17 protein-coding genes are annotated in these 19,183 nt (G+C 33.9%); 13 read left to right on the forward strand and 4 right to left on the reverse strand.

Annotated features, from left to right (window positions below; translation table 11 throughout):
- Window positions 1-78 precede the first annotated feature (78 nt).
- The 3 genes from JOD96_RS00875 to JOD96_RS00885 all read left to right on the forward strand — a co-directional run bounded on the left by JOD96_RS00875 (window position 79) and on the right by JOD96_RS00885 (window position 2,188).
- Window positions 79-651: a ferritin-like domain-containing protein gene (locus JOD96_RS00875; protein WP_209562378.1), complete on the forward strand. Its 573-nt coding sequence runs from the start codon at window positions 79-81 to the stop codon at window positions 649-651.
- A 92-nt stretch (window positions 652-743) separates the two neighbouring features.
- Window positions 744-1,475 carry a DNA-formamidopyrimidine glycosylase family protein gene (locus JOD96_RS00880; RefSeq protein WP_209562379.1) on the forward strand — a complete coding sequence of 244 codons (732 nt, stop codon included), beginning with the start codon at window positions 744-746 and terminating at the stop codon, window positions 1,473-1,475.
- Window positions 1,472-2,188 carry a DUF72 domain-containing protein gene (locus JOD96_RS00885; RefSeq protein ID WP_209562380.1) on the forward strand — a complete coding sequence of 239 codons (717 nt, stop codon included), beginning with the start codon at window positions 1,472-1,474 and terminating at the stop codon, window positions 2,186-2,188. The genes JOD96_RS00880 and JOD96_RS00885 overlap by 4 nt, the downstream gene beginning before the upstream one ends.
- A gap of 117 nt (window positions 2,189-2,305) precedes the next feature.
- Here the strand turns inward: JOD96_RS00885 and JOD96_RS00890 are convergent, their stop codons facing one another.
- The gene (locus JOD96_RS00890; RefSeq protein WP_209562381.1) at window positions 2,306-2,806 is read right to left on the reverse strand and encodes a pyridoxamine 5'-phosphate oxidase family protein; all 501 of its coding nucleotides are present in this window, start codon (window positions 2,804-2,806) and stop codon (window positions 2,306-2,308) included.
- A 243-nt stretch (window positions 2,807-3,049) separates the two neighbouring features.
- Between JOD96_RS00890 and JOD96_RS00895 the strand changes: the two genes are divergently transcribed.
- Window positions 3,050-3,481, forward strand: coding sequence for a response regulator (locus tag JOD96_RS00895; protein ID WP_209562382.1), 432 nt, complete (start codon window positions 3,050-3,052; stop codon window positions 3,479-3,481).
- Window positions 3,482-3,520: 39 nt separating this feature from the next.
- Here the strand turns inward: JOD96_RS00895 and JOD96_RS00900 are convergent, their stop codons facing one another.
- Entirely contained in the window at window positions 3,521-5,941 is a 2,421-nt protein-coding gene (locus tag JOD96_RS00900) for a PAS domain-containing protein (protein ID WP_209562383.1), read from the reverse strand.
- A 342-nt stretch (window positions 5,942-6,283) separates the two neighbouring features.
- On the opposite strand from JOD96_RS00900, the gene JOD96_RS00905 reads away from it, so the two are divergent.
- Both JOD96_RS00905 and JOD96_RS00910 read left to right on the forward strand, forming a co-directional pair.
- A complete protein-coding gene (locus JOD96_RS00905; protein ID WP_209562384.1) occupies window positions 6,284-6,631 on the forward strand; it encodes a hypothetical protein in 348 nt (115 codons plus the stop codon).
- A gap of 268 nt (window positions 6,632-6,899) precedes the next feature.
- Complete coding sequence (locus JOD96_RS00910; RefSeq protein ID WP_209562385.1) at window positions 6,900-7,739, forward strand: hypothetical protein; 840 nt, start codon at window positions 6,900-6,902, stop codon at window positions 7,737-7,739.
- A 62-nt stretch (window positions 7,740-7,801) separates the two neighbouring features.
- On the opposite strand, the gene JOD96_RS00915 is transcribed toward JOD96_RS00910, so the two are convergent.
- A complete protein-coding gene (locus JOD96_RS00915; RefSeq protein WP_209562386.1) occupies window positions 7,802-8,065 on the reverse strand; it encodes a SemiSWEET family sugar transporter in 264 nt (87 codons plus the stop codon).
- 399 nt (window positions 8,066-8,464) lie between these two features.
- Between JOD96_RS00915 and JOD96_RS00920 the strand changes: the two genes are divergently transcribed.
- The 6 genes from JOD96_RS00920 to JOD96_RS00945 all read left to right on the forward strand — a co-directional run bounded on the left by JOD96_RS00920 (window position 8,465) and on the right by JOD96_RS00945 (window position 17,096).
- Complete coding sequence (locus JOD96_RS00920) at window positions 8,465-9,688, forward strand: response regulator (RefSeq protein ID WP_209562387.1); 1,224 nt, start codon at window positions 8,465-8,467, stop codon at window positions 9,686-9,688.
- 18 nt (window positions 9,689-9,706) lie between these two features.
- Window positions 9,707-13,282, forward strand: coding sequence for a response regulator (locus tag JOD96_RS00925; protein ID WP_209562388.1), 3,576 nt, complete (start codon window positions 9,707-9,709; stop codon window positions 13,280-13,282).
- A 3-nt stretch (window positions 13,283-13,285) separates the two neighbouring features.
- A complete protein-coding gene (locus JOD96_RS00930) occupies window positions 13,286-13,651 on the forward strand; it encodes a response regulator (RefSeq protein WP_209562389.1) in 366 nt (121 codons plus the stop codon).
- A 7-nt stretch (window positions 13,652-13,658) separates the two neighbouring features.
- Window positions 13,659-14,468 (forward strand): CheR family methyltransferase, encoded by an 810-nt coding sequence (locus tag JOD96_RS00935; protein ID WP_209562390.1) that lies wholly within the window; start codon window positions 13,659-13,661, stop codon window positions 14,466-14,468.
- Window positions 14,450-15,034 carry a chemotaxis protein CheB gene (locus tag JOD96_RS00940; protein ID WP_209562391.1) on the forward strand — a complete coding sequence of 195 codons (585 nt, stop codon included), beginning with the start codon at window positions 14,450-14,452 and terminating at the stop codon, window positions 15,032-15,034. Before JOD96_RS00935 ends, JOD96_RS00940 begins: the two co-directional genes overlap by 19 nt.
- A 127-nt stretch (window positions 15,035-15,161) precedes the next feature.
- The gene (locus tag JOD96_RS00945) at window positions 15,162-17,096 is read left to right on the forward strand and encodes a metallophosphoesterase family protein (RefSeq protein WP_209562392.1); all 1,935 of its coding nucleotides are present in this window, start codon (window positions 15,162-15,164) and stop codon (window positions 17,094-17,096) included.
- Window positions 17,097-17,279: 183 nt separating this feature from the next.
- Here JOD96_RS00945 and JOD96_RS00950 read toward each other — a convergent pair whose 3' ends face one another.
- Window positions 17,280-18,332, reverse strand: a complete 1,053-nt coding sequence (locus tag JOD96_RS00950; protein ID WP_209562393.1) for a phosphatidylinositol-specific phospholipase C1-like protein — start codon at window positions 18,330-18,332, stop codon at window positions 17,280-17,282.
- 267 nt (window positions 18,333-18,599) lie between these two features.
- Here JOD96_RS00950 and JOD96_RS00955 point away from each other — a divergent pair, with 267 nt between their 5' ends.
- A complete protein-coding gene (locus JOD96_RS00955; protein ID WP_209562394.1) occupies window positions 18,600-19,130 on the forward strand; it encodes an RNA polymerase sigma-70 factor in 531 nt (176 codons plus the stop codon).
- Window positions 19,131-19,183 lie beyond the last annotated feature (53 nt).

Below are 19,183 nucleotides of genomic sequence, written 5' to 3' on the forward strand. Positions count from 1 at the left end.
AAGCAAAAAATGCTATAACACATTAGCCAATATTCACGCTAATTTTATCATGTTATTAAATTCAAACAAATCACAATTATGGAAACTAAGACTAAAAAACAGACAGCAAAAACGACAGTTAAATCTGGAATCACAAAACCAAAATCAAATGCCGCATCTGGATTAACAGAACTTTTTGAAGATGGATTAAAAGATATTTACTGGGCTGAAAAAGCATTAATAAAAGCAATTCCCTTAATGGCAAAAAATGCGACATCGCCAGAATTGATTGATGCGTTAAATAATCATTTAATTGAAACAGAAGAACAGGTATCCCGACTTGAACAGGTTTTTGACAGTATTGGAAAAAAAGCCACTGCCAAAAAATGTGATGCAATGGAAGGATTGATCGAAGAAGGAAAAAGTATACTTGAAGAAACTGAACCAGGCGTTGTACGCGATGCAGGAATTATTTCTGCAACTCAAAAAATAGAACATTACGAAATAGCAACTTATGGAACTTTAAGACAATTTGCTGAAACTTTGGGGCTTACCGATGCCGCAGCATTATTGGAATTGACGCTTGATGAAGAAAAAGGTGCCGATAAAATACTAACGGATGTTGCTGTAAGTGCAATTAATGTTGAAGCTGCAGAAGAAGATGAAGAGTAAACTTCTAAAAACATTATAAAAGTGCTGTTTTAGACGGCACTTTTTGTTTTTACAATTGAATTTACAATGTTGAACGCAAAAACTTAATTGATATGCCCGAAGGTCCGTCAATACGAATACTTAAAGAAGAAACCCAGCAATTTTCGGGACAGGAAATCCTGTCTGTTTCCGGCAACAGTGCTATTGATATACAGCGTTTGCACGGAAAAACAATAAAATCGTTTATGACCTGGGGAAAACACTTTCTGATATGTTTTGATGATTTTACCGTCAAGATTCATCTGCTGATGTTTGGCACTTACCGGATTAATGAAAGAAAAGAAACAACGCCAAGATTAAGTTTAGTCTTTGCAAACGGAGAACTTAATTTTTATACCTGTTCGGTCAAAATTTTAGAAGGAGACATTAACATTCACTATAATTGGTATGAAGATGTAATGAATAAGAACTGGAGTCCTGAAAAAGCAAAAGAAAGTTTAGATAAAATTCCGAACCAGATGATTTGCGATGCTGTTCTTGATCAGAATATATTTTCGGGAGTAGGAAATATTATTAAAAATGAGGTTTTGTACCGATGCTATATTCATCCTGAATCCAGGGTGGGAAAGATTCCTGATGATAAACTAAAAGAAATTATTGATGAATGCTCTATCTACAGTTTTCAATTTCTTGAATGGAAGAAAAAGTACGAACTGAAAAGTCACTGGCTTGCCCATACCAAACGAGAATGCAAACGCTGTAATCTTCCTTTGTACAAAAAGCAAACAGGAGTAAAAAAACGCAGAAGTTTTTTTTGTACCAATTGTCAAAATTTATATCAATGAAAAAAAAGATACAAATAGGATGTTCCAGTTATAACAACCGTTATTGGAAAGGGATTTTTTATCCCGAAGATTTGCCAACATCTAAATGGTTTGACTATTACTGCCAATATTTTAATACGTATGAAATGAATGGAACATTTTATAAGTTTCCGACAGTTCGAATATTTGAAAACTGGTATAAAAAAGTACCTGAGAATTTTCTATTTTCTGTTAAAGCACCAAAAGACATAACACATTTTAAGAAGTTTATTGATTGCGAAACCCTGTTAGCAGACTTTTATAATTTCTGTGAGACAGGATTAAAAGAAAAACTGGGGCCAATATTATTCCAGCTCCCTCCAAGTTATAATTTTACTCCCGAAAGACTTCAGAATATTATACACGCACTAGATAAAAAATTTCACAATGTAGTAGAGTTTCGTCATTACAGCTGGTGGAACCAGGAAGTTTGGGATGCTTTATTGCAAAACAATATTACATTTTGCAGTGTTAGTTATCCAGGCTTGCCAGAAGATATTCTGACTCAGTTCCCTATAATTTACATTCGTTTGCACGGAAATAAAAAGCTTTTTTATTCCGGTTATTCCATAGAAGATTTAGAAAAAATAAAAAAGATAATCTCAGATTCTTCTACACAATCTTTTATCTATTTTAATAATACAGCCGGAACAGAAGGAATTCTAAATGCTTTGGATTTTAAGGAATTAGAATAAAATCAAGAGATTTTTAAACATAAAAAAAAGATAAGTGATATAAGTTAATTTTATATCAAAATATTATTTTGACTCTGTTCAACTTATATCACTTATCTTTTTTATCCCGATCAGAATCTATAATTCCAATGATCCTTCAATACCGTCATCCATTGTTTTTCCGGTTACAAAAGCAGCTGTCATTTTTGCAATAGCTATTACTTTTCCATGTTTGTTATTCCAGTAATAACCATCTTCGGGAACTACCTTAATAACACTAAGATTCGGATCGTCAATACCGCCCGGCATCCATACCTTTACAATAGGATCCCACAATTCCTCAATAATTTCTCTTTTATAAAGAATGGTAGCATTACCATGCAAAGTCAAAAACTTATCATGCGGTGCAGCAAAAAAGATTTCTACCTGTGGATTTTGGGTAATCTCAGCATTTTGGCTGCTATTTCTGTCAGACAAAAACCATAAATTTCCCAGTTCATCAATTTTCTGAACTGTCATTGGTCTCGATTGCAATTTGGTTTCCTTATAACTGCAAAACATACACGTTTTTATATCTTCTGCAAGATCTTTTATTTTATCTGCAGCAAGTTCATCTGTAAGGTCTTTATGATCTCCCATAACTTATGTTTTTTAATATATTTAATTAAATTAGTTGTTTTTATAACAATCGATTCTGCACTGATGGCAGTATAAAAAGTTGATTACAACAAAGTTGGTTTTTTTATACCTGTATAGGTTATAGAATTTTACTTATTAATTATGATATTTCAATTTTTTTTGCCTTACCAACATAAAAAACAAATTGTTAAATATAATTTATTTCAATTATCTTTGATTCGAAAATTCATTTGAAAAAAAGCAATGATAGACCTCACCATATTCTATACAGATGATGATGAAGATGATTTGAGCATCTTTACCGATGCTGTAGAATCTATATCTAAAAAAATAGAGCTTAAAACATACAACGGAGGCGAGAAATTGCTGACCGCAATTTATAACCCGCCGCCAACACCACATGTTGTTTTTTTAGATTTGAATATGCCAGGCAAAAACGGATTTGATGTTTTGGCTGAGCTTAGAAGTTCTGAAGAAAAAAGGGATATTCCGGTTGTGATTTTTTCAACCTCGAGCGAACCGGGCATTATAGAAAAATGCCGTAAACTTGGGGCTAATTTTTTTATAACAAAGCCGGTTTTAATGAAAGATATCGTAAAATCTATAGAGTACGTTTTAGAAATAGACTGGAAAAAATTTATTCCGGATCCTAAAAATTTTGTTTACAAAGCATAAAATACAAACGCCAGATGATAAGTCTGGCGTTTTTTATTATTATAATTCAGGAATATAAATTTCAAAAGTTGCACCTTTACCTTTCTCACTGTGAGCCTTAATTATACCTTTATGGTTTTCGACAATCTTTTTTACGATAGCCAGGCCAATTCCGGTTCCCGAAAATTCATTTTCAGTGTTTAATCGCTGAAAAACTTCAAAAATTCTTTCATTATATTCAGCATCAAAACCAATCCCGTTATCAGTTACTTTTAGACAGTAGTATATTTTTTCAGGATAATTAACCTTGATGTCCAATTTGCTGCCTAAAACCCTTTTTGCAGTAATTTCAATATAGGGAGCCTCGTCTTTTTTTGAGAATTTTAATGAGTTGCCTATCAAATTATGCAGTAATTGCCTGAATTGAAACGGTATCACAGTCACTTCACCCAAAGGATCAAAATGAACAACAGCATTTGTTTCTTCAATCCGTTCAGAAAAATCACTCGTAACTTCCTCAGCAATTTCATCAAGATTTGTTTTAACAAAAACCCTGTCTGCAGAATTTGTTCTCGAATAGGTGAGGAGATCCTGAATCAATGTCTGCATTCTTTTGGCAGAGACTTCAATACGGTTTAGGTAAGTTTTGGCTTTCGCCGAAATATTCTGTTCATCTAAATCGGCAAGACGGCTTGCAAAAGTTTGAATCTTCCTCAAAGGTTCCTGCAAATCATGACTTGAAATATAAGCAAAGGATTGCAATTCAATATTCATATTAATCAAATCCTTATTTTTAATTTCCAGCTGGGCAGTTCGTTCAGAAACTTCTCTTTCCAGATGATCGGTAAAATCCTTCTGATCCTGAATATCCGTACTGGTTCCTACCCACATTTGTATGTTTCCATCTTCATCCTTTTGTGCCGTTGCATGGCTCTGTTGCAATCGGTATTGTCCGTCATGTCGACGAAACCTATGTTCAAATAAAAAATCATTTCCTGAATTTACAGCTTCCATCCAGGCATTTATATTTGCTTCACGGTCATCAGGATGCACAATTTTTAACCAGTCATTCTTATCGACTGCTTCTGGGGCTAATCCTGCATAAGCATATACAGATTTATTAAAATAATTCAAATTGCCAAGTGCATCACTTGTCCAGACTTGTTGCGGCATAGAATCTGCCAGAAGACGGAATTTTTCTTCACTTTTCATCAAAATCTGCTGACGGTTTTTCTCATCGGTAATATCCATGACAGTACCAATCATTTTTAACGGCGTGCTATTTTCGTCAAAAAATATTTTTCCGTGAGCCCTTATCCAGGCAATAGAGTTATCGGGTTTGATGATGCGCGATTCATATTTATAAACACTCGTCTGAAGTGCCATTTTGTATGCCTTTTGTAATATGTGAAAATCATCGGGATGAATTTGTTTGTGCAGATCGGTTCGAAGTAATTTACTGCTTTTATCATGACCAAAAATTGTTGCCAGATTTTCAGAATAAATTAATGCCTGCGTCGGAAGATCCAAATCCCAGGTGGCAATTTCTGCAATTTCTCCTGCAAGTCTTGCTCTTTCTTCTGCATCTTCTACTTTTTTTCGGGCTTCTACCTGTGCAGTAACATCATTCGCAACAGCTACAATACCAGAAATAGTACCATCATGTTCTTTTAATGCATCGTAAACAAAATTAATATAAGTATCTACAATTTCTCCTTTTCGGGTCAGGCGCACCAAACGTTCAGAAGCAGTAAACCGTTCTCCTGTAGTATAAACATTCAGTAAAATTTCTTCCAGCCCCTGATTGGTAGCTTCCGGCAATGCTTCAAAAATGGGTTTATTAACTACCTCATGCTCATTTCTTTCCCAAATTTCAAGCATCAGATTGTTTACAATTTCAACCTTATAGTCAGAATCTCTAAGAACGCACATGGCACTTGGAGTCTGCAAAAGGTTATTGCGATAACGTATAGTGCTGCTTTCTAGCTCTTTTACTATTTTTACCTTCTCGGTTGTTTCATTACAGATTACCAAAACTCCGGCCGGTTTGCCCGATTCGTCATTAACAGGACTATAACTAAAAGTCCAGTAAACATCTTCAATTTTCCCGTTTCTATATATAGGTAAATATTGGTCTTCGTGCCAGGTCGCTTCACCTTCTGTAAGGACCTGATCAATGAGAGGTTTTATGAAATCCCAAATTTCGGGCCAGCCTTCCTCTCCCTTTTGTCCTAAAATAGAGGGATGTTTACCATCTTTTCCTAGACTTGGACGATAGGCATCATTATAAAAACAAATTAATTCTTCGCCCCAAAATAAAAACATCGGAAATTTTGAGTTTAATAGAATTCCCAATGTAGTTCGTAAACTTTGTGGCCATTTCTCAACAGGGCCAATAGGGGTTTGGTCCCAATCTTTGGCACGCATTAACGCTCCCATTTCGCCTCCTTTTGAAAAAAAGTCGTGATCTATATACGCCATGAAATTTGTTTTTTTCTTTTTTAGCAACAGCTTTCAAATCATTAATTGCCTGTAATAAATGTACTAATTATTAAAGGATTTTTTTGCCGTCGGTTATATTGGTATTTTAAATAAAATTAAAATAAATTATTTGATTTAAAAATATAATTATGAGAGAAATGCATTTAAGTAATTGATAATGTTATAGTTGTAAATCGTTATTGGGAATATTTTTTTATGTTTTAGCTAAATTTTAGATTTTTTATGAGGCAAAATTTAAATCTATTGAGTTAAGATTAACAGATTTGAATGATGAAATTTGAATATTAGCTAATAAGGAAATCTAACTTAAAAATAGAGGTCATGAAAAACGAATATTCAAAAAAAGAAACCGATTATATAAAAAAATATCAGGATGAAGGTTATACAAGTAATTTTTTGTTTGATGGCGCGGCCTTAATCGATACCAATACAAAGGTTGCTTATAACCCCGAAGATATTTTTATCGTTGCCCATCACCGATATGAAGGGATGAGCAATCCCGATGATATGTCTATTCTATATGTAATAGAGACAAAGGATAATATAAAAGGAACTCATCTATTAGGATATGGTCCTACAGCGGATCTTGAAGAAGCAGAATTCTTTAAAGATATTCCAAAGAAAAATTACTCTAAAAATGCAGACATAAATGAAATTGCATCTGAGTAATAAGTAATTAAAATTAGAATTAAAAAAGAACAGACGATTATTTTGCAGGAGAACAGTTATTCAGGGGTTAAACCCGGGTAGCTGTTTTTTTATTCTAAAAACGTGTAAATAATTTCATTCAAGTATAAATTTTGAAATATATCAGTAAAATTCTGTAACATTTTGATTTGCAACATTAACGAAATTTGAATTATCAAAAACGAAGAAAACTGCCTATTGAGTTTTGTACGTTATTATCACTAATCATATTTTTTTAAATATAGTCGAAATGAAAAAACTTTACTTAAATACCGGAGGAATAAATACAATTTTTAACGATTTAGAAACTTCCTTTGAGGGTACACTTACATCTGAAAATGGAGAATACAATATAGCCATCAAAAACAAATGGGCAAAAGGTACCATCAGCGGAATGAGTTTTGATAATGAAATGTCATACATGCAATTTGATTTGGTTTTTTCAGATGATGTTACTTTTAGTATTGAATCATTTCATTGTGCACCGGTATTTTTTGCATACTGTTCTCAGGGTCATTTAAAACATAGCTTTGGTGCAAACGGAACTGTTACCAGCCTTAAAAAAGACCAGTCAGGAATCATGAGCAATAATACAACTATCAATAATGTACTGTATTTTGAAAGAAACAAGCATGTCAGATTTTTATTGATCGGCGTTCCGACAGCTACAGTAAAAGTTGAAGATAGTACTGACATGATTGCCAAAATGACAAGTATGTTTAGAAATCCTTCAGGGAATTATATAGATGTTAAAGTACAAAATGCAAGGATTGCCGAAAAATTAGCCGATTTTGAACGCGTTAATGATAATCAAAAAGGCGTTGTTAAAAAACTTCTTAAAAAAAGTATTTTAAACAGTATTGTAGAAATTGAAGTAATGCAGCACAGTTATAATTATGTTACGATGATTGCACCAATTATAGATTTGGCATCAAGACAAATTGACGAAATCAGAAGAATTTCAAATATAAATGTGTCTGAAGTGCTACAAAACATCGGACATGCCGGAAGAAATTATCTTCCGAGATTTTTTAAAGAGAAATATCATATTCTCAACAGTACCCAAAATACGTTAGCTAAGACAGCCTGATATACACCTTAACTTGTAAGACCAAAAAAACAGCTTAAAAACAAGCTGTTTTTTTATTTTTATCAGTTTTCCTTTTCGTAATAAATTATAAAATAAACCATTATCAAATTTAGTAATAACGATACACTGTTGGTAATGATAATTGGCAAATCGTTTTTGAGAATTCCGTACACAACCCAAACAGCGATTCCGAAAGTAAGGACACTAAAAGTCAGCAGCGAAATCTGCCTTACTTTTTTGGTTTTCCAAACCTTAAGAATTTGCGGAATAACTGATATAGTGACACATATACCAGCAAAGAGTCCAACAACATCAGTAATATTCATGTTTTTCAGATTAAATTATTTCACATATTTAAATTTAAGAATATGATTTAATTCTTATTGACTTCAATGAAATAAAGATTAACACGAAAGAGATGTTTTCATTGCAATCCAAAATCAAATGTTTTGATTTTGTACGAATAATCATATTGAATTAAATAAGAATATAATTTTCCCCGATTTAATCTGCTAAGTAATTATTGCAGATACAGATTATTAAAACGAAACATGGGAATTATGAAATAATTTTGTTTTAAGATAAAAAGGGGTTGGGCTTTTTTTTAATAAATTTGAAGATTTATGACCTGTTTTTTACCAAAAAATAGTGTTTTTAAACAAAAAATCCATTTAAATTTAGTTTTATTTTGAAGATTTATTTCAATAACGTTTTACCCCAATAAAATGATATTAATCGTAGATGATATTAAGGCTAATATAATTGCCTTAAAAAAAACACTTGAACTGCATAATATAGAGGTCGATACGGCAGAATCCGGAGAAGAAGCGTTAAAGAAAATTTTAAAAACAAACTATTGTCTTATCATAATGGATGTTCAGATGCCCGGTCTGGATGGTTTTGAGGTAGTTAAAATTCTTTCGGGAAATAAAAGGACCAAAGAAATCCCTGTGATTTTTTTATCGGCCATAAGCGTCGAGAAAAAATACATCTTCAAAGGATATGAAACCGGTGCGGTAGATTATATCACAAAGCCGGTAGATACAGATTTACTTATTCTAAAAGTAAAAACATTCATTAAAATTTACGAGCAGAAAAACGAATTGAGAGTGATGAAAGACTTACTTTCAAAAGAAATCAAAATTAGAAAAGAAGCTCAGGACAACCTTGAAATCAAAATTGCAGAAAGAACCAAAGAACTTGTTTTAAAAAATGAAGAACTTGAGCTCAAAAATCACGAGCTGCAGCAATTTTCCTGGGTAGTTTCTCATGATTTGAATGAACCAATCCGTAAAATTCAGATTTTTATAAAAATAATAAAAGACCTTTATTTAAAAGAAAACGAAAAAGCAATTGATTATGTAGACCGTACAATAAAGTCTGCAGAGCGAATGCAAACGCTGATTACAGATTTGCTGGCATATTCAAGGTTATCTGCAAACGTTAAACCCGAAAAAACCGACCTTAACATTGTTTTGCAGGAAGTTCTTTCGGACTTTGATTACTTAATCGAACGCAAAAATGCAATTGTAAAAACAGGAGGACTACCCACAATAGATAGTATTCCGAGTCAGTTGCGGCAGGTATTTCAGAACCTTATCGGGAATGCTCTCAAATTTTCCGGGAATGCAGAAACCCCAATTATCGAAATTACTTCAGAATTAATAAAGACAAAAGATTTTGACGGCGAAATCTCGCCTGACGGAAAATATTGCCGAATTATAGTTTCGGATAACGGAATTGGTTTTGATGAAATTTATCTCGATCGTATTTTTATTATTTTCCAAAGCTTAAATGATCGTCAGACTTATGAAGGAACCGGAATTGGTTTGGCAATTGCCAAAAAAATCGTAGAAAAACACAACGGATTAATAACCGCTAAAAGTCAAATAGGAAAGGGCGCCAGTTTCATTATAGTCCTTCCATTAAAATACGAAAATCAGAATTAAACAACAGGATTAAAATCTATGAAAAGTAACTTTAGAAGAAACTTACTAATTAGCTCGCTGGTTTCATTACTGGTTCTTACCATCAGTTCTACAGCCTCATACATTAGTATTAAAAATTTATTAGAAAGTAATTTTTGGGTTAATCATACCCAGGACGTTATTTACAATCTTAATCAGGGCGCTGCAGCAATTACAGACGCACAGACCAAAATGCGGGGCTACCTGCTTACGGGAGATGAGGAACTGATAAAAGGATATAATGAGTCTGAATCACAATCAAATGCCTATTTTGATGTACTGGATGAACTCACAATGGACAATCCGGCCCAGCAAAAACTCATTAACGAATTAAAACCACTGCGTTCTAATTTCTTTAAATATTTAAACAACCAAATTGTAAAAAAACGTCTTGGTAAAAACATTGTGTCGTTTGACCTTACCGAAGGAAGAAAAATGACCAGTGAATTACGAAATTATTTCAGAAGAATTGAAAACAGCGAACAGGCTCTTTTAAAAGAAAGAAATGAAACTTCAGACCGATACGGTTCTTACAGTATTACTCTTATCGTTGTCGCGTTTGTTATTGCGTTTATTATTTCTATTGTGTTTTTAATCAGGATTTTAAAAGACTTTAGAGAACGGACAGAACTTCAGCTTGAGCTGGAAAAAAAAGATAGGGAAACTGCAGAAAGAATACACGCAATTAGTACAATAGCTTCTAATATTTCGAGCGGAAATTATGATATAAGGGTAGAAGATACCAAGACTGATGCGCTTGGCAGTGTTGGAGAATCATTAAATAATATGAGCGCCTCACTAAAAACTTCTTTTAATTTATTATCAGAAAAAGAATGGCTGCAGACTGGTATCGCCAAACTTAATAATGTAATGCTTGGTGATAAACCACTTAATGTGCTTTGTAAGGATGTTATTGAGTTTTTGTGCAACTATACCAACAGCAGCGCGGGCGTAATGTATATCCTCGAAGGAGACGAATTGTACGCAACAGCTGGATATAGCTACATACCGACAAAAAGCAGAGAAGTAATCATAAAAGGCGAAGGTTTGCTTGGCCAGGCAATTGTATCAGGTAAAATTTTAGAATTAAAATCATTATCTCCCGATTTTATACAAATCAATTATGCATTGGGAGAAATAAAACCTACCCATATTGTGGCTGTTCCGCTTATCGATAACAGGGCAGAAGGTGCTTTGGAACTGGCAAGCATCTATGGATTCTCAGATCTTCAATTAGAATTCCTGAGAATTGTCGGAAACAATATTGGTATTTCTATAAAATCAACCCAAAACCGTAAACGTGTTATGGAGCTGCTGGAAGAAACCCAATCGCAATCGGAAGAGCTGAAAATGCAGCATAGCGAACTGGAAGCAATTAATGCCGAACTGGAAGCACAGACAGAGAAATTACAGGCTTCTGAAGAAGAGTTAAGAGTGCAGCAGGAAGAATTGGAACAAACGAATGAAGAACTTTCTGAACGCAGTGTTTTACTGGAAGAAAAAAACAATGAAATTCAGAAAAAATCTGAAGCGCTTGAACTTACAACACGTTATAAATCAGAGTTTTTGGCAAACATGTCACACGAATTAAGAACGCCTTTAAATTCTATTTTGCTTTTGAGCCGATTGTTGTCTGAAAATAACAGTCAGAGCATGAGCAATGAAGAGATTGAGTTCGCAAAAGTAATTCAGAGTTCCGGAAACAGTTTGTTGGGTTTAATTGATGAAATCCTTGATTTATCTAAAATCGAAGCCGGAAAAATGGAATTGGAGTTCATGGATGTTTCGACTAGTGAAATTACCGATGGAATGTCTAATTTATTCTCTGAAGTCGCAAAACAAAAAAATATTAAGTTTGAAATTATTTCCAAAGATGCTCCAATTGTCATTAAAACTGATAAAATGAGATTAGAGCAAATCCTGAAAAACCTAATTTCAAACGCTATAAAATTTACTGAAAAAGGATCTGTAAGTTTAGAAATTAAAATAAACGAAGACGATGATAAAATAATTTGTTTCATCGTAAAAGATACCGGAATCGGAATTCCTCTGGACAAACAGCCATTGATTTTTGAAGCTTTTCAACAAGCAGATGGTTCTACAAAACGTAAATACGGAGGAACTGGTCTTGGATTATCAATAAGCAGGGAGCTGGCAAAATTATTAAGAGGAGAAATTATTCTTCACAGTACAGAAGGAAAAGGAAGTACGTTTACCTTATGTCTGCCTGTTTACGGAATGATGAATAAAAAAGTGATTGTGGAGAAAACCCCTCCGATTGAAATTACAGAAGAAGAAGCAAAAGAGGTAAGAGAAATCCAAAATAAATATCTTTCAGCTGTTATTCCTGATGAAATAGAAGATGACAGAGATGCAATTTCTGAACATGACAGGGTAATTCTCATTGTCGAAGACGATATTAGTTTTGCAAAATCACTTCTGGCTTTTAGCCGCAAGAATGGTTACAAAGCCATAGTTGCCGTTCGTGGAGATTATGCGCTAAATTTTGCGATCATGTACAAACCAGTCGGAATTTTACTGGATATCGAGTTGCCGATAAAAAACGGATGGCAGGTTCTTGAAGAATTAAAAAATAACATTCAGACCAAACATATTCCGGTTCACATTATGTCATCGCATAAGCTAAAACAGGAAAGTTTATTAAAAGGGGCTATAGATTTCCTTGATAAACCGGCCGCGTTTGACAAAATCCCCGAAGTTTTTACCAGAATAGAGCGCATTATTACCAAAGAATCGCAAAAGGTTTTAATTATAGAAGACAATCCAAAACATGCAAAAGCACTGTCTTTTTTTCTGGAAACACATAATATTAATTCAGAGATTAAAAGTGAAGTTACAGAAGGTTTAGTTGCTTTAAATAAAAAAGAAATAGACTGCGTTATCCTCGATATGGGAATTCCCGACAAACAGGCTTATCAGATTTTAGATGGTGTCAAAAAAAGCCCCGGCTTAGAAAATCTTCCGGTAATTGTATTTACAGGAAAAAGTTTATCATTAAAAGAAGAGGTGAAAATTAAGAAATATGCCGATTCTATTATTGTAAAAACGGCCCATTCGTACCAGCGAATGCTGGATGAAGTATCATTATTTTTGCATTTAGTAGAAGAAAACAAAAATTCTGAGAACAAAAAAGACAGCCATAACAAACTTAATTTATTGAACAATATCCTGCTTGATAAAAAAGTCCTGATCGTTGATGATGATGTGCGAAATATATATTCGCTGACAAAAGCGCTTGAGATTTTTAAAATGAATGTAATCACTGCTTTTGACGGAAAAGAAGCCATCAAAGTATTAGAGGAAAATCCGGATACTGATGTGGTGCTGTTAGACATGATGATGCCAAATATGGATGGTTATGAAACGGCCGAAAAAATACGTTCGAATCCTAAATTCCTGTCACTGCCATTAATTGCTGTAACGGCAAAAGCAATGACAGGTGACAGAGAAAAATGTATTAAAGCCGGTGCTTCTGATTATATTACAAAACCCGTAGATGTCGATCAGTTATTATCATTGTTGAGGGTATGGTTATACGATAAAATAAAATCATAAGAAATGGGTAAAAAACGAATCTTAATTATAGACGACGATCCAAGAAATATTTTTGCTTTGGTAAACACATTGCGTGCTAAATCCTACGATTGTTTATCTTGTTTAAGTGCAGAAGAAGCATTAAAACTATTGCAGACAGACGAAGCCATTGATGCAATACTAATTGATATGATGATGCCGGAAATGGATGGTTATGAGGCTATTCCATTAATAAAAAAAATACCTTTGAGAGAGGAGACTCTAATTATTGCCGTAACGGCCCAGGCGATGGTTGGTGACAAAGAAAAATGCCTTAAAGCGGGTGCCGATGATTATATATCGAAACCTATTGATGTAGATAAACTGCTTCAGGCTTTGTCTAAAATTTGAAGATATTATGATTGAAGATATTGAGTTAGAAACCCTAATAAATGATATTTACGAATATTATGGTTTTGACTTTGGAAATTACTCCAGGGCATCGCTAAAAAGGCGTGTCAACAGAGTATATCAATTAGATGGGTTTACAAATTTTTACGAGTTTTTATCAAAAGTAAGGTACGATCCGGAATATTATAAGCGTATGATTGATGAAATAACGGTGAACGTAACAGAAATGTTTCGCGATCCTGCCTTTTATAAAATGGTACGAACAGAAATTCTGCCTCAGTTGGCCACAAAACCTTTTATACGCTTATGGCATGCAGGCTGCTCAACCGGCGAGGAAGTATACTCGATGGCTATAATGCTTAAGGAAGCCGGACTTTTGCACAAAGCAATTATTTATGCAACAGATATTAATTCTAAAGTTCTTGAAACCGCCAAAAAGGGAATTTTTCCTTTACGGATGATGAAAGAGTATTCAGAAAATTATCGCGATTCCGGTGGAGAAAAAGATTTTTCTGATTATTACATTGCCAACTATGGGATCGTCAAGTTTAATGAAGAACTGTCAGAAAAAATGGTTTTCTCTCAACACAACCTTGTTTCAGACAATTCATTCAATGAGTTTGACTTTATATTATGCAGAAATGTTTTGATTTATTTTGATAACAATCTGCAAAAGAGAGTTATAAATTTGTTTGATGAAAGTTTATCTATTTTAGGATTTCTGGCATTAGGAACAAAAGAAACAATAAAATATTCTATATCTACTACTAAATACAAACAGTTAGAGAAAGAAAAAATATGGAGGAAAATAAAATAACAGCAAACTGCAAAGTGGTAATTATTGGCGGATCAGCAGGAGCCTTAAACGCTCTTCTTCAAATTCTTCCTGACCTTCATTACTTAAACTCGTTTGCACTCGTTATTGTACTTCACCGCAGGGGTACCGATGATTTAACGCTGGAGGAACTAATAAAATTAAAAACAACAATACAAGTAAAAGCAATAGAAGACAAAGAACTTTTGTTGCCTGGTTTTTTGTATGTGGCGCCATCAAATTATCATTTATTATTTGAAAAAGACGGAACATTTTCTCTCGATACCTCTGAGAAAGTAAACTATAGCAGGCCAAGTATAGATGTTTCATTTGAGTCGGCTGCAGAAATTTACGGAGATGCTTTAATCGGAATTCTGTTATCCGGTTCCAACAGTGACGGAACCGAAGGATTAAAATGTATTCAAAATTCCGGAGGGATTATTATAGTTCAGGATCCCACAACGGCAGACATGTCATTTATGCCCAATAATGCCATAACCAATACTGCTCCCGATTATATTATGAATACCGAAGAAATACTTAATCTCCTTATTTCTATTAATAAATAATCGTTTTCCAAAAGATTATTATTCGGTAACAATAGCATAAAACAGTTTTGGATTTTAATAATTAAATTGCAGATCATAAACGTATACGCCAATATAACTTGGTATTTGCAAAAAAAATGCTACTTCCATGACTCAGTTCACCTCGGTTAAAAATGTATTCTCATCCCTTCTTTTTTTCTTTTTCCTAAATGTAATTATTGCACAAAAACAATCTAACCTTACAAATGTGCAGGTTGCCTTTTTGTCTGATGTGCATTTGCAGGATTTATTCGGAAAATTTTCTGATACCGATTACCGCGGAGTCCGCAATCCAAAAACCGGAAAATATACTTTGGTTAGAACTATGGCCTCGCAGCTGCATTCTACGAGAATTTTCAATGAAAACTATTTTGCTTTTATTGCTGCTCTGGATGATATTGCCAGGAGAAAAATTAAATTTGTGGCCCTTCCGGGTGATTATACAGATGACGGGCAGCCAATTCACGTACGCGGACTTGAAAAAATATTAGATGAATATCAGAAAAAATACGGAATAGCATTTTTCATTACAACCGGAAATCACGATCCGGTTGGGCCATTTGCACAAGAATCGGGAAAAGAGGATTTTCTGGGAACCGAAGGAAAAAGCCAGCCAATATATAGCAAAGAGGGATTGTACAAACCAAATTTAGAATTTGAACAACCCGTTGTGATTACTGCTGATATTGCTAAAATGGGATATTTGGGAATTACCGACAACCTGAAAAATTTCGGATTTTATCCAGACAAAAAATATAAATTCTGGTCAACACCTTTTTCAGCTTACAATAGTCAGGACTATACGTATGAAAAGGCACAGCAAGCTGCATTATTATCCAACAGGGTTTATGACGTAGCACCGGGTTATGAAGTTCCCGATGTAAGTTATGTAGTGGAACCGATTGAAGGACTCTGGTTAATGGCAATTGACGGAAATGTTTATATTCCGAAGAAAAATGCAACCTCCGACCCAAAAGACCCAAAAAATTATTCTGAAGCAAGTACAGGCTACAATAATGTGCTTTCGAATAAAAAACATCTTATAAAATGGGTAGAAGAAATTTCGCTTGAAGCGAAAAAACAAGGAAAAACTCTAGTTGCATTTAGCCATTTTCCTATGATTGATTTTAATGATGACGCTTCTGCGGAAATAAAACAATTACTTGGCGCCAATAAATGGCAGTTAAATCGTGTTCCTGTTGAAGAAGTAGCGCAGACTTTCGCAGATGCGGGATTAAAAATTCATTTTGGCGGCCACATGCACATCAACGATACCGGGATCAGGACTTCTCCAAAAGGAAATACGCTGGTCAATATCCAGACACCTTCACTGGCGGCTTATATTCCGGCTTATAAATTATTGACAATCAAAAAAAATAATCTTATCGATATACAAACTATTACCATAGATAATGTTAAGCATTATGATGAACTTTTTGATTTGTATAAAACAGAATATCAGTTTCTTAAAAGCAAACAAACCAAAGATATTTGGAATATTGACATTTTGAAAACTAAAAATTACCATGATTTTGCAGATTTTCATTTAAAGGAATTAGTTCGTCTTCGTTTTCTTTCAGATGACTGGCCTGTAGCTTTTAAGGATTTTATCCTGAATGTTTCTGGAGAAGATTTATTGATTTTAGCCAATACCGGGGCAGACAAAGATTTTGATGTAATTCTCAAAAACAAAGAAAGTTTTAAAACAGAGTGGAAAACTGCAGAGCAAAAAGCAATTAAGACCGTAGCTGAAAACAATTTGAAAACAGCTGATTTCAAAAAATGGAATGGTTATGACTTACTGGTAGATTTTTACCGTTTCAGAAGTGCAGACGAGTTGGCTTTGAGGGATGTAGGAGAGAAGAGAGTTCAGCAATATAAACTGCTCTACAAATTATTTTCTGAAAATAATAAAGAAAGCAAAGAGCCTTTAAAAAATCAAATGTGTCTTTTCTTTAGCATCTTTAGTAAATTCATGCATGAAGTACCAGCAGATCATTTTACGGTTGATTTGAAAAACGGAGAAGTTAAAGAGGTTAAGTAAGGCTTTTGGTAATGAAGTAAACCTAACAGGTTTTAAAAACCTGTTAGGTTTGTTGATACCAATTTGATGAATTTCGTGATTAAGAAACATATAGTAAACCTAACAGGTTTTTAAAACCTGTTAGGTTTGTTGATGATAAAAACTCGTGAATTCGCGGCTATAAAGAAACCTGAAACAAAAAAACTATTTCAAAGGATTTACTCTCACATAACCGCCGTCATCATATTTTACCTGATAAGAAGAGTTAAAAAAAGTGCTTGGCAAATAGTAATCAGTAGTAATAATTTGCGCACCCGATTTTTTTGCAGCTTCAAAATGCGAGTAATCATTTGCTCTTGCTTCTTTGGTATCAGAATCGGCTCTGGTACGAATGATATATCCTTTTTTTACCAGCGCTGCAATTTCAGGATCTTCGGCGTTATTTCTAAACATTGCCGCGGCTTCCGGTGTTCCTGGTGCAGCGTTTATAAAAACGGCGCGTCCTTTTAGGGACGGATGATTTAATGCGTACAAATCTCTTTTTGCGCCGTTGTTATCTAAAATAAACAGGAATTTACCTTTTGCTTTTTTCAATGTTGGCCAGTTGTTGTTTAGAACAGCTTCTTCAAGGGTTTTGTATTTTTCGCGCACCATATCGGGTGTGATCAGTTTATTTCCTAAACCTTTGCGAAGTTCATTGTCTAGAGCATCAAACAATTCAGGCGTAAATTTTTCGGCTTTTGTGCCTAAGAAACTGTCATCATCTTTTGGTTCCAGCGTAATAAAAACCGGAACATGATCCGGATTTTCGTCAGACCATTTTTTCAATTCGGCAAGACAGCTTTGCAAAGTATAACATGAAGTTCTAAAATCGATATCAATCATATGAAAAACTTTGAAACCCGGTTTATTCATTTCTCCCTTCGGATCATACGCTTCCTCAGATTTTGCCATATCCAAACCTTTCGGATGTGCATACCTGCCGCCTTTTTCATCACCCTGAACATCAATTTCAAGACTTCGCAAACCTTTATTTAATTGGTCTGTAATACTAATATGTGTGTATTGCAAACCTTTAAGAGAACGTGTAGTGTCTTTTGCCTGAATCAGATTGAATAAATCTGTTTCGATGGCATGTCTGTAGCTATTGTGTGAGCCAATTACCTGTATTTGATTTATTTTTAAATTTTCGTCCTGTATCTGTGCAGCGCAATGTATAGAGCCCGCAAGAAATAATGTAAACAGAATTTGTTTCATGATTTGAAATTGAAGTTTGTATTAATAGAGAAAGGGAAGAAGAGCTGAGAATACTGCCACTTTTGGAATCACTAAATTAAAATTGACATTTGATATGTATGTTAGTTTAAAAAAAACAAATCGCAAACAGATTATCATTTTTCGATTAAAAAAGTAGTATAAATACAGCAAAAAAATCCTTTATTTAATTTAAAGATAACCTTCAGACAAAAAACATTCGTATAACATTTTATTATTTTACAATATAAAAGAATCGTAAATTTTGCTATGAATAACCCTGAAGCTTTTGAAAAAACGTATACCGAATACTGGAAAAAATTAAATGCTTTTTCGTATACGATGACTCAGGATAAAGACTTGGCGCAGAACATTGTCCAGGATGTTTTTATTGATTTGTGGGAGAGAAGGGAAGAACTCAGCATAAATGCAATTGAACCTTATTTGTTTCGCGCGGTAAAAAACCAGGTTTTCAAACATTATCAGAATAACCGTTTTGACAAGACGATTTTAGAAGACAAATTTGAAGATTATATAATCGATAATTTCACTTCTATTGATCCTGAGGTTATGGATCTGCTTTACTCTTTATTGGACAAACTTCCCGAAAAAAGAAAAGAGGTTTTATTGATGTATAAATTTCAGGATATGTCAATAGACCAGATTGCATCTGAACTTGGATTATCAAAACAAACCGTGAAAAACCAGATTTCTTCCGGACTTAAACAATTACGCGAAGGCCTGAAAGATCTGGCCTGGATGGCGCCTTATATTATTTTGCATCAAAATTTTTTAAAATAACTTTCTGTTAATGGTTTCATAATATTTCCGGATAGTACGATTTCTTATTTCCG

It is taken from the genome of Flavobacterium sp. 1355, assembly GCF_017833415.1.
In the GTDB taxonomy this organism is placed as follows: domain Bacteria; phylum Bacteroidota; class Bacteroidia; order Flavobacteriales; family Flavobacteriaceae; genus Flavobacterium.

Bases quoted from the DNA above. Each gene is read 5' to 3' on its own strand.
- JOD96_RS00875 (WP_209562378.1), top strand. From the start codon at position 79: ATGGAAACTAAGACTAAAAAACAGACAGCAAAAACGACAGTTAAATCT.
- JOD96_RS00880 (WP_209562379.1), top strand. From the start codon at position 744: ATGCCCGAAGGTCCGTCAATACGAATACTTAAAGAAGAAACCCAGCAA.
- JOD96_RS00885 (WP_209562380.1), top strand. From the start codon at position 1,472: ATGAAAAAAAAGATACAAATAGGATGTTCCAGTTATAACAACCGTTAT.
- JOD96_RS00890 (WP_209562381.1), bottom strand. From the start codon at position 2,806: ATGGGAGATCATAAAGACCTTACAGATGAACTTGCTGCAGATAAAATA.
- JOD96_RS00895 (WP_209562382.1), top strand. From the start codon at position 3,050: ATGATAGACCTCACCATATTCTATACAGATGATGATGAAGATGATTTG.
- JOD96_RS00900 (WP_209562383.1), bottom strand. From the start codon at position 5,941: ATGGCGTATATAGATCACGACTTTTTTTCAAAAGGAGGCGAAATGGGA.
- JOD96_RS00905 (WP_209562384.1), top strand. From the start codon at position 6,284: ATGAAAAACGAATATTCAAAAAAAGAAACCGATTATATAAAAAAATAT.
- JOD96_RS00910 (WP_209562385.1), top strand. From the start codon at position 6,900: ATGAAAAAACTTTACTTAAATACCGGAGGAATAAATACAATTTTTAAC.
- JOD96_RS00915 (WP_209562386.1), bottom strand. From the start codon at position 8,065: ATGAATATTACTGATGTTGTTGGACTCTTTGCTGGTATATGTGTCACT.
- JOD96_RS00920 (WP_209562387.1), top strand. From the start codon at position 8,465: ATGATATTAATCGTAGATGATATTAAGGCTAATATAATTGCCTTAAAA.
- JOD96_RS00925 (WP_209562388.1), top strand. From the start codon at position 9,707: ATGAAAAGTAACTTTAGAAGAAACTTACTAATTAGCTCGCTGGTTTCA.
- JOD96_RS00930 (WP_209562389.1), top strand. From the start codon at position 13,286: ATGGGTAAAAAACGAATCTTAATTATAGACGACGATCCAAGAAATATT.
- JOD96_RS00935 (WP_209562390.1), top strand. From the start codon at position 13,659: ATGATTGAAGATATTGAGTTAGAAACCCTAATAAATGATATTTACGAA.
- JOD96_RS00940 (WP_209562391.1), top strand. From the start codon at position 14,450: ATGGAGGAAAATAAAATAACAGCAAACTGCAAAGTGGTAATTATTGGC.
- JOD96_RS00945 (WP_209562392.1), top strand. From the start codon at position 15,162: ATGACTCAGTTCACCTCGGTTAAAAATGTATTCTCATCCCTTCTTTTT.
- JOD96_RS00950 (WP_209562393.1), bottom strand. From the start codon at position 18,332: ATGAAACAAATTCTGTTTACATTATTTCTTGCGGGCTCTATACATTGC.
- JOD96_RS00955 (WP_209562394.1), top strand. From the start codon at position 18,600: ATGAATAACCCTGAAGCTTTTGAAAAAACGTATACCGAATACTGGAAA.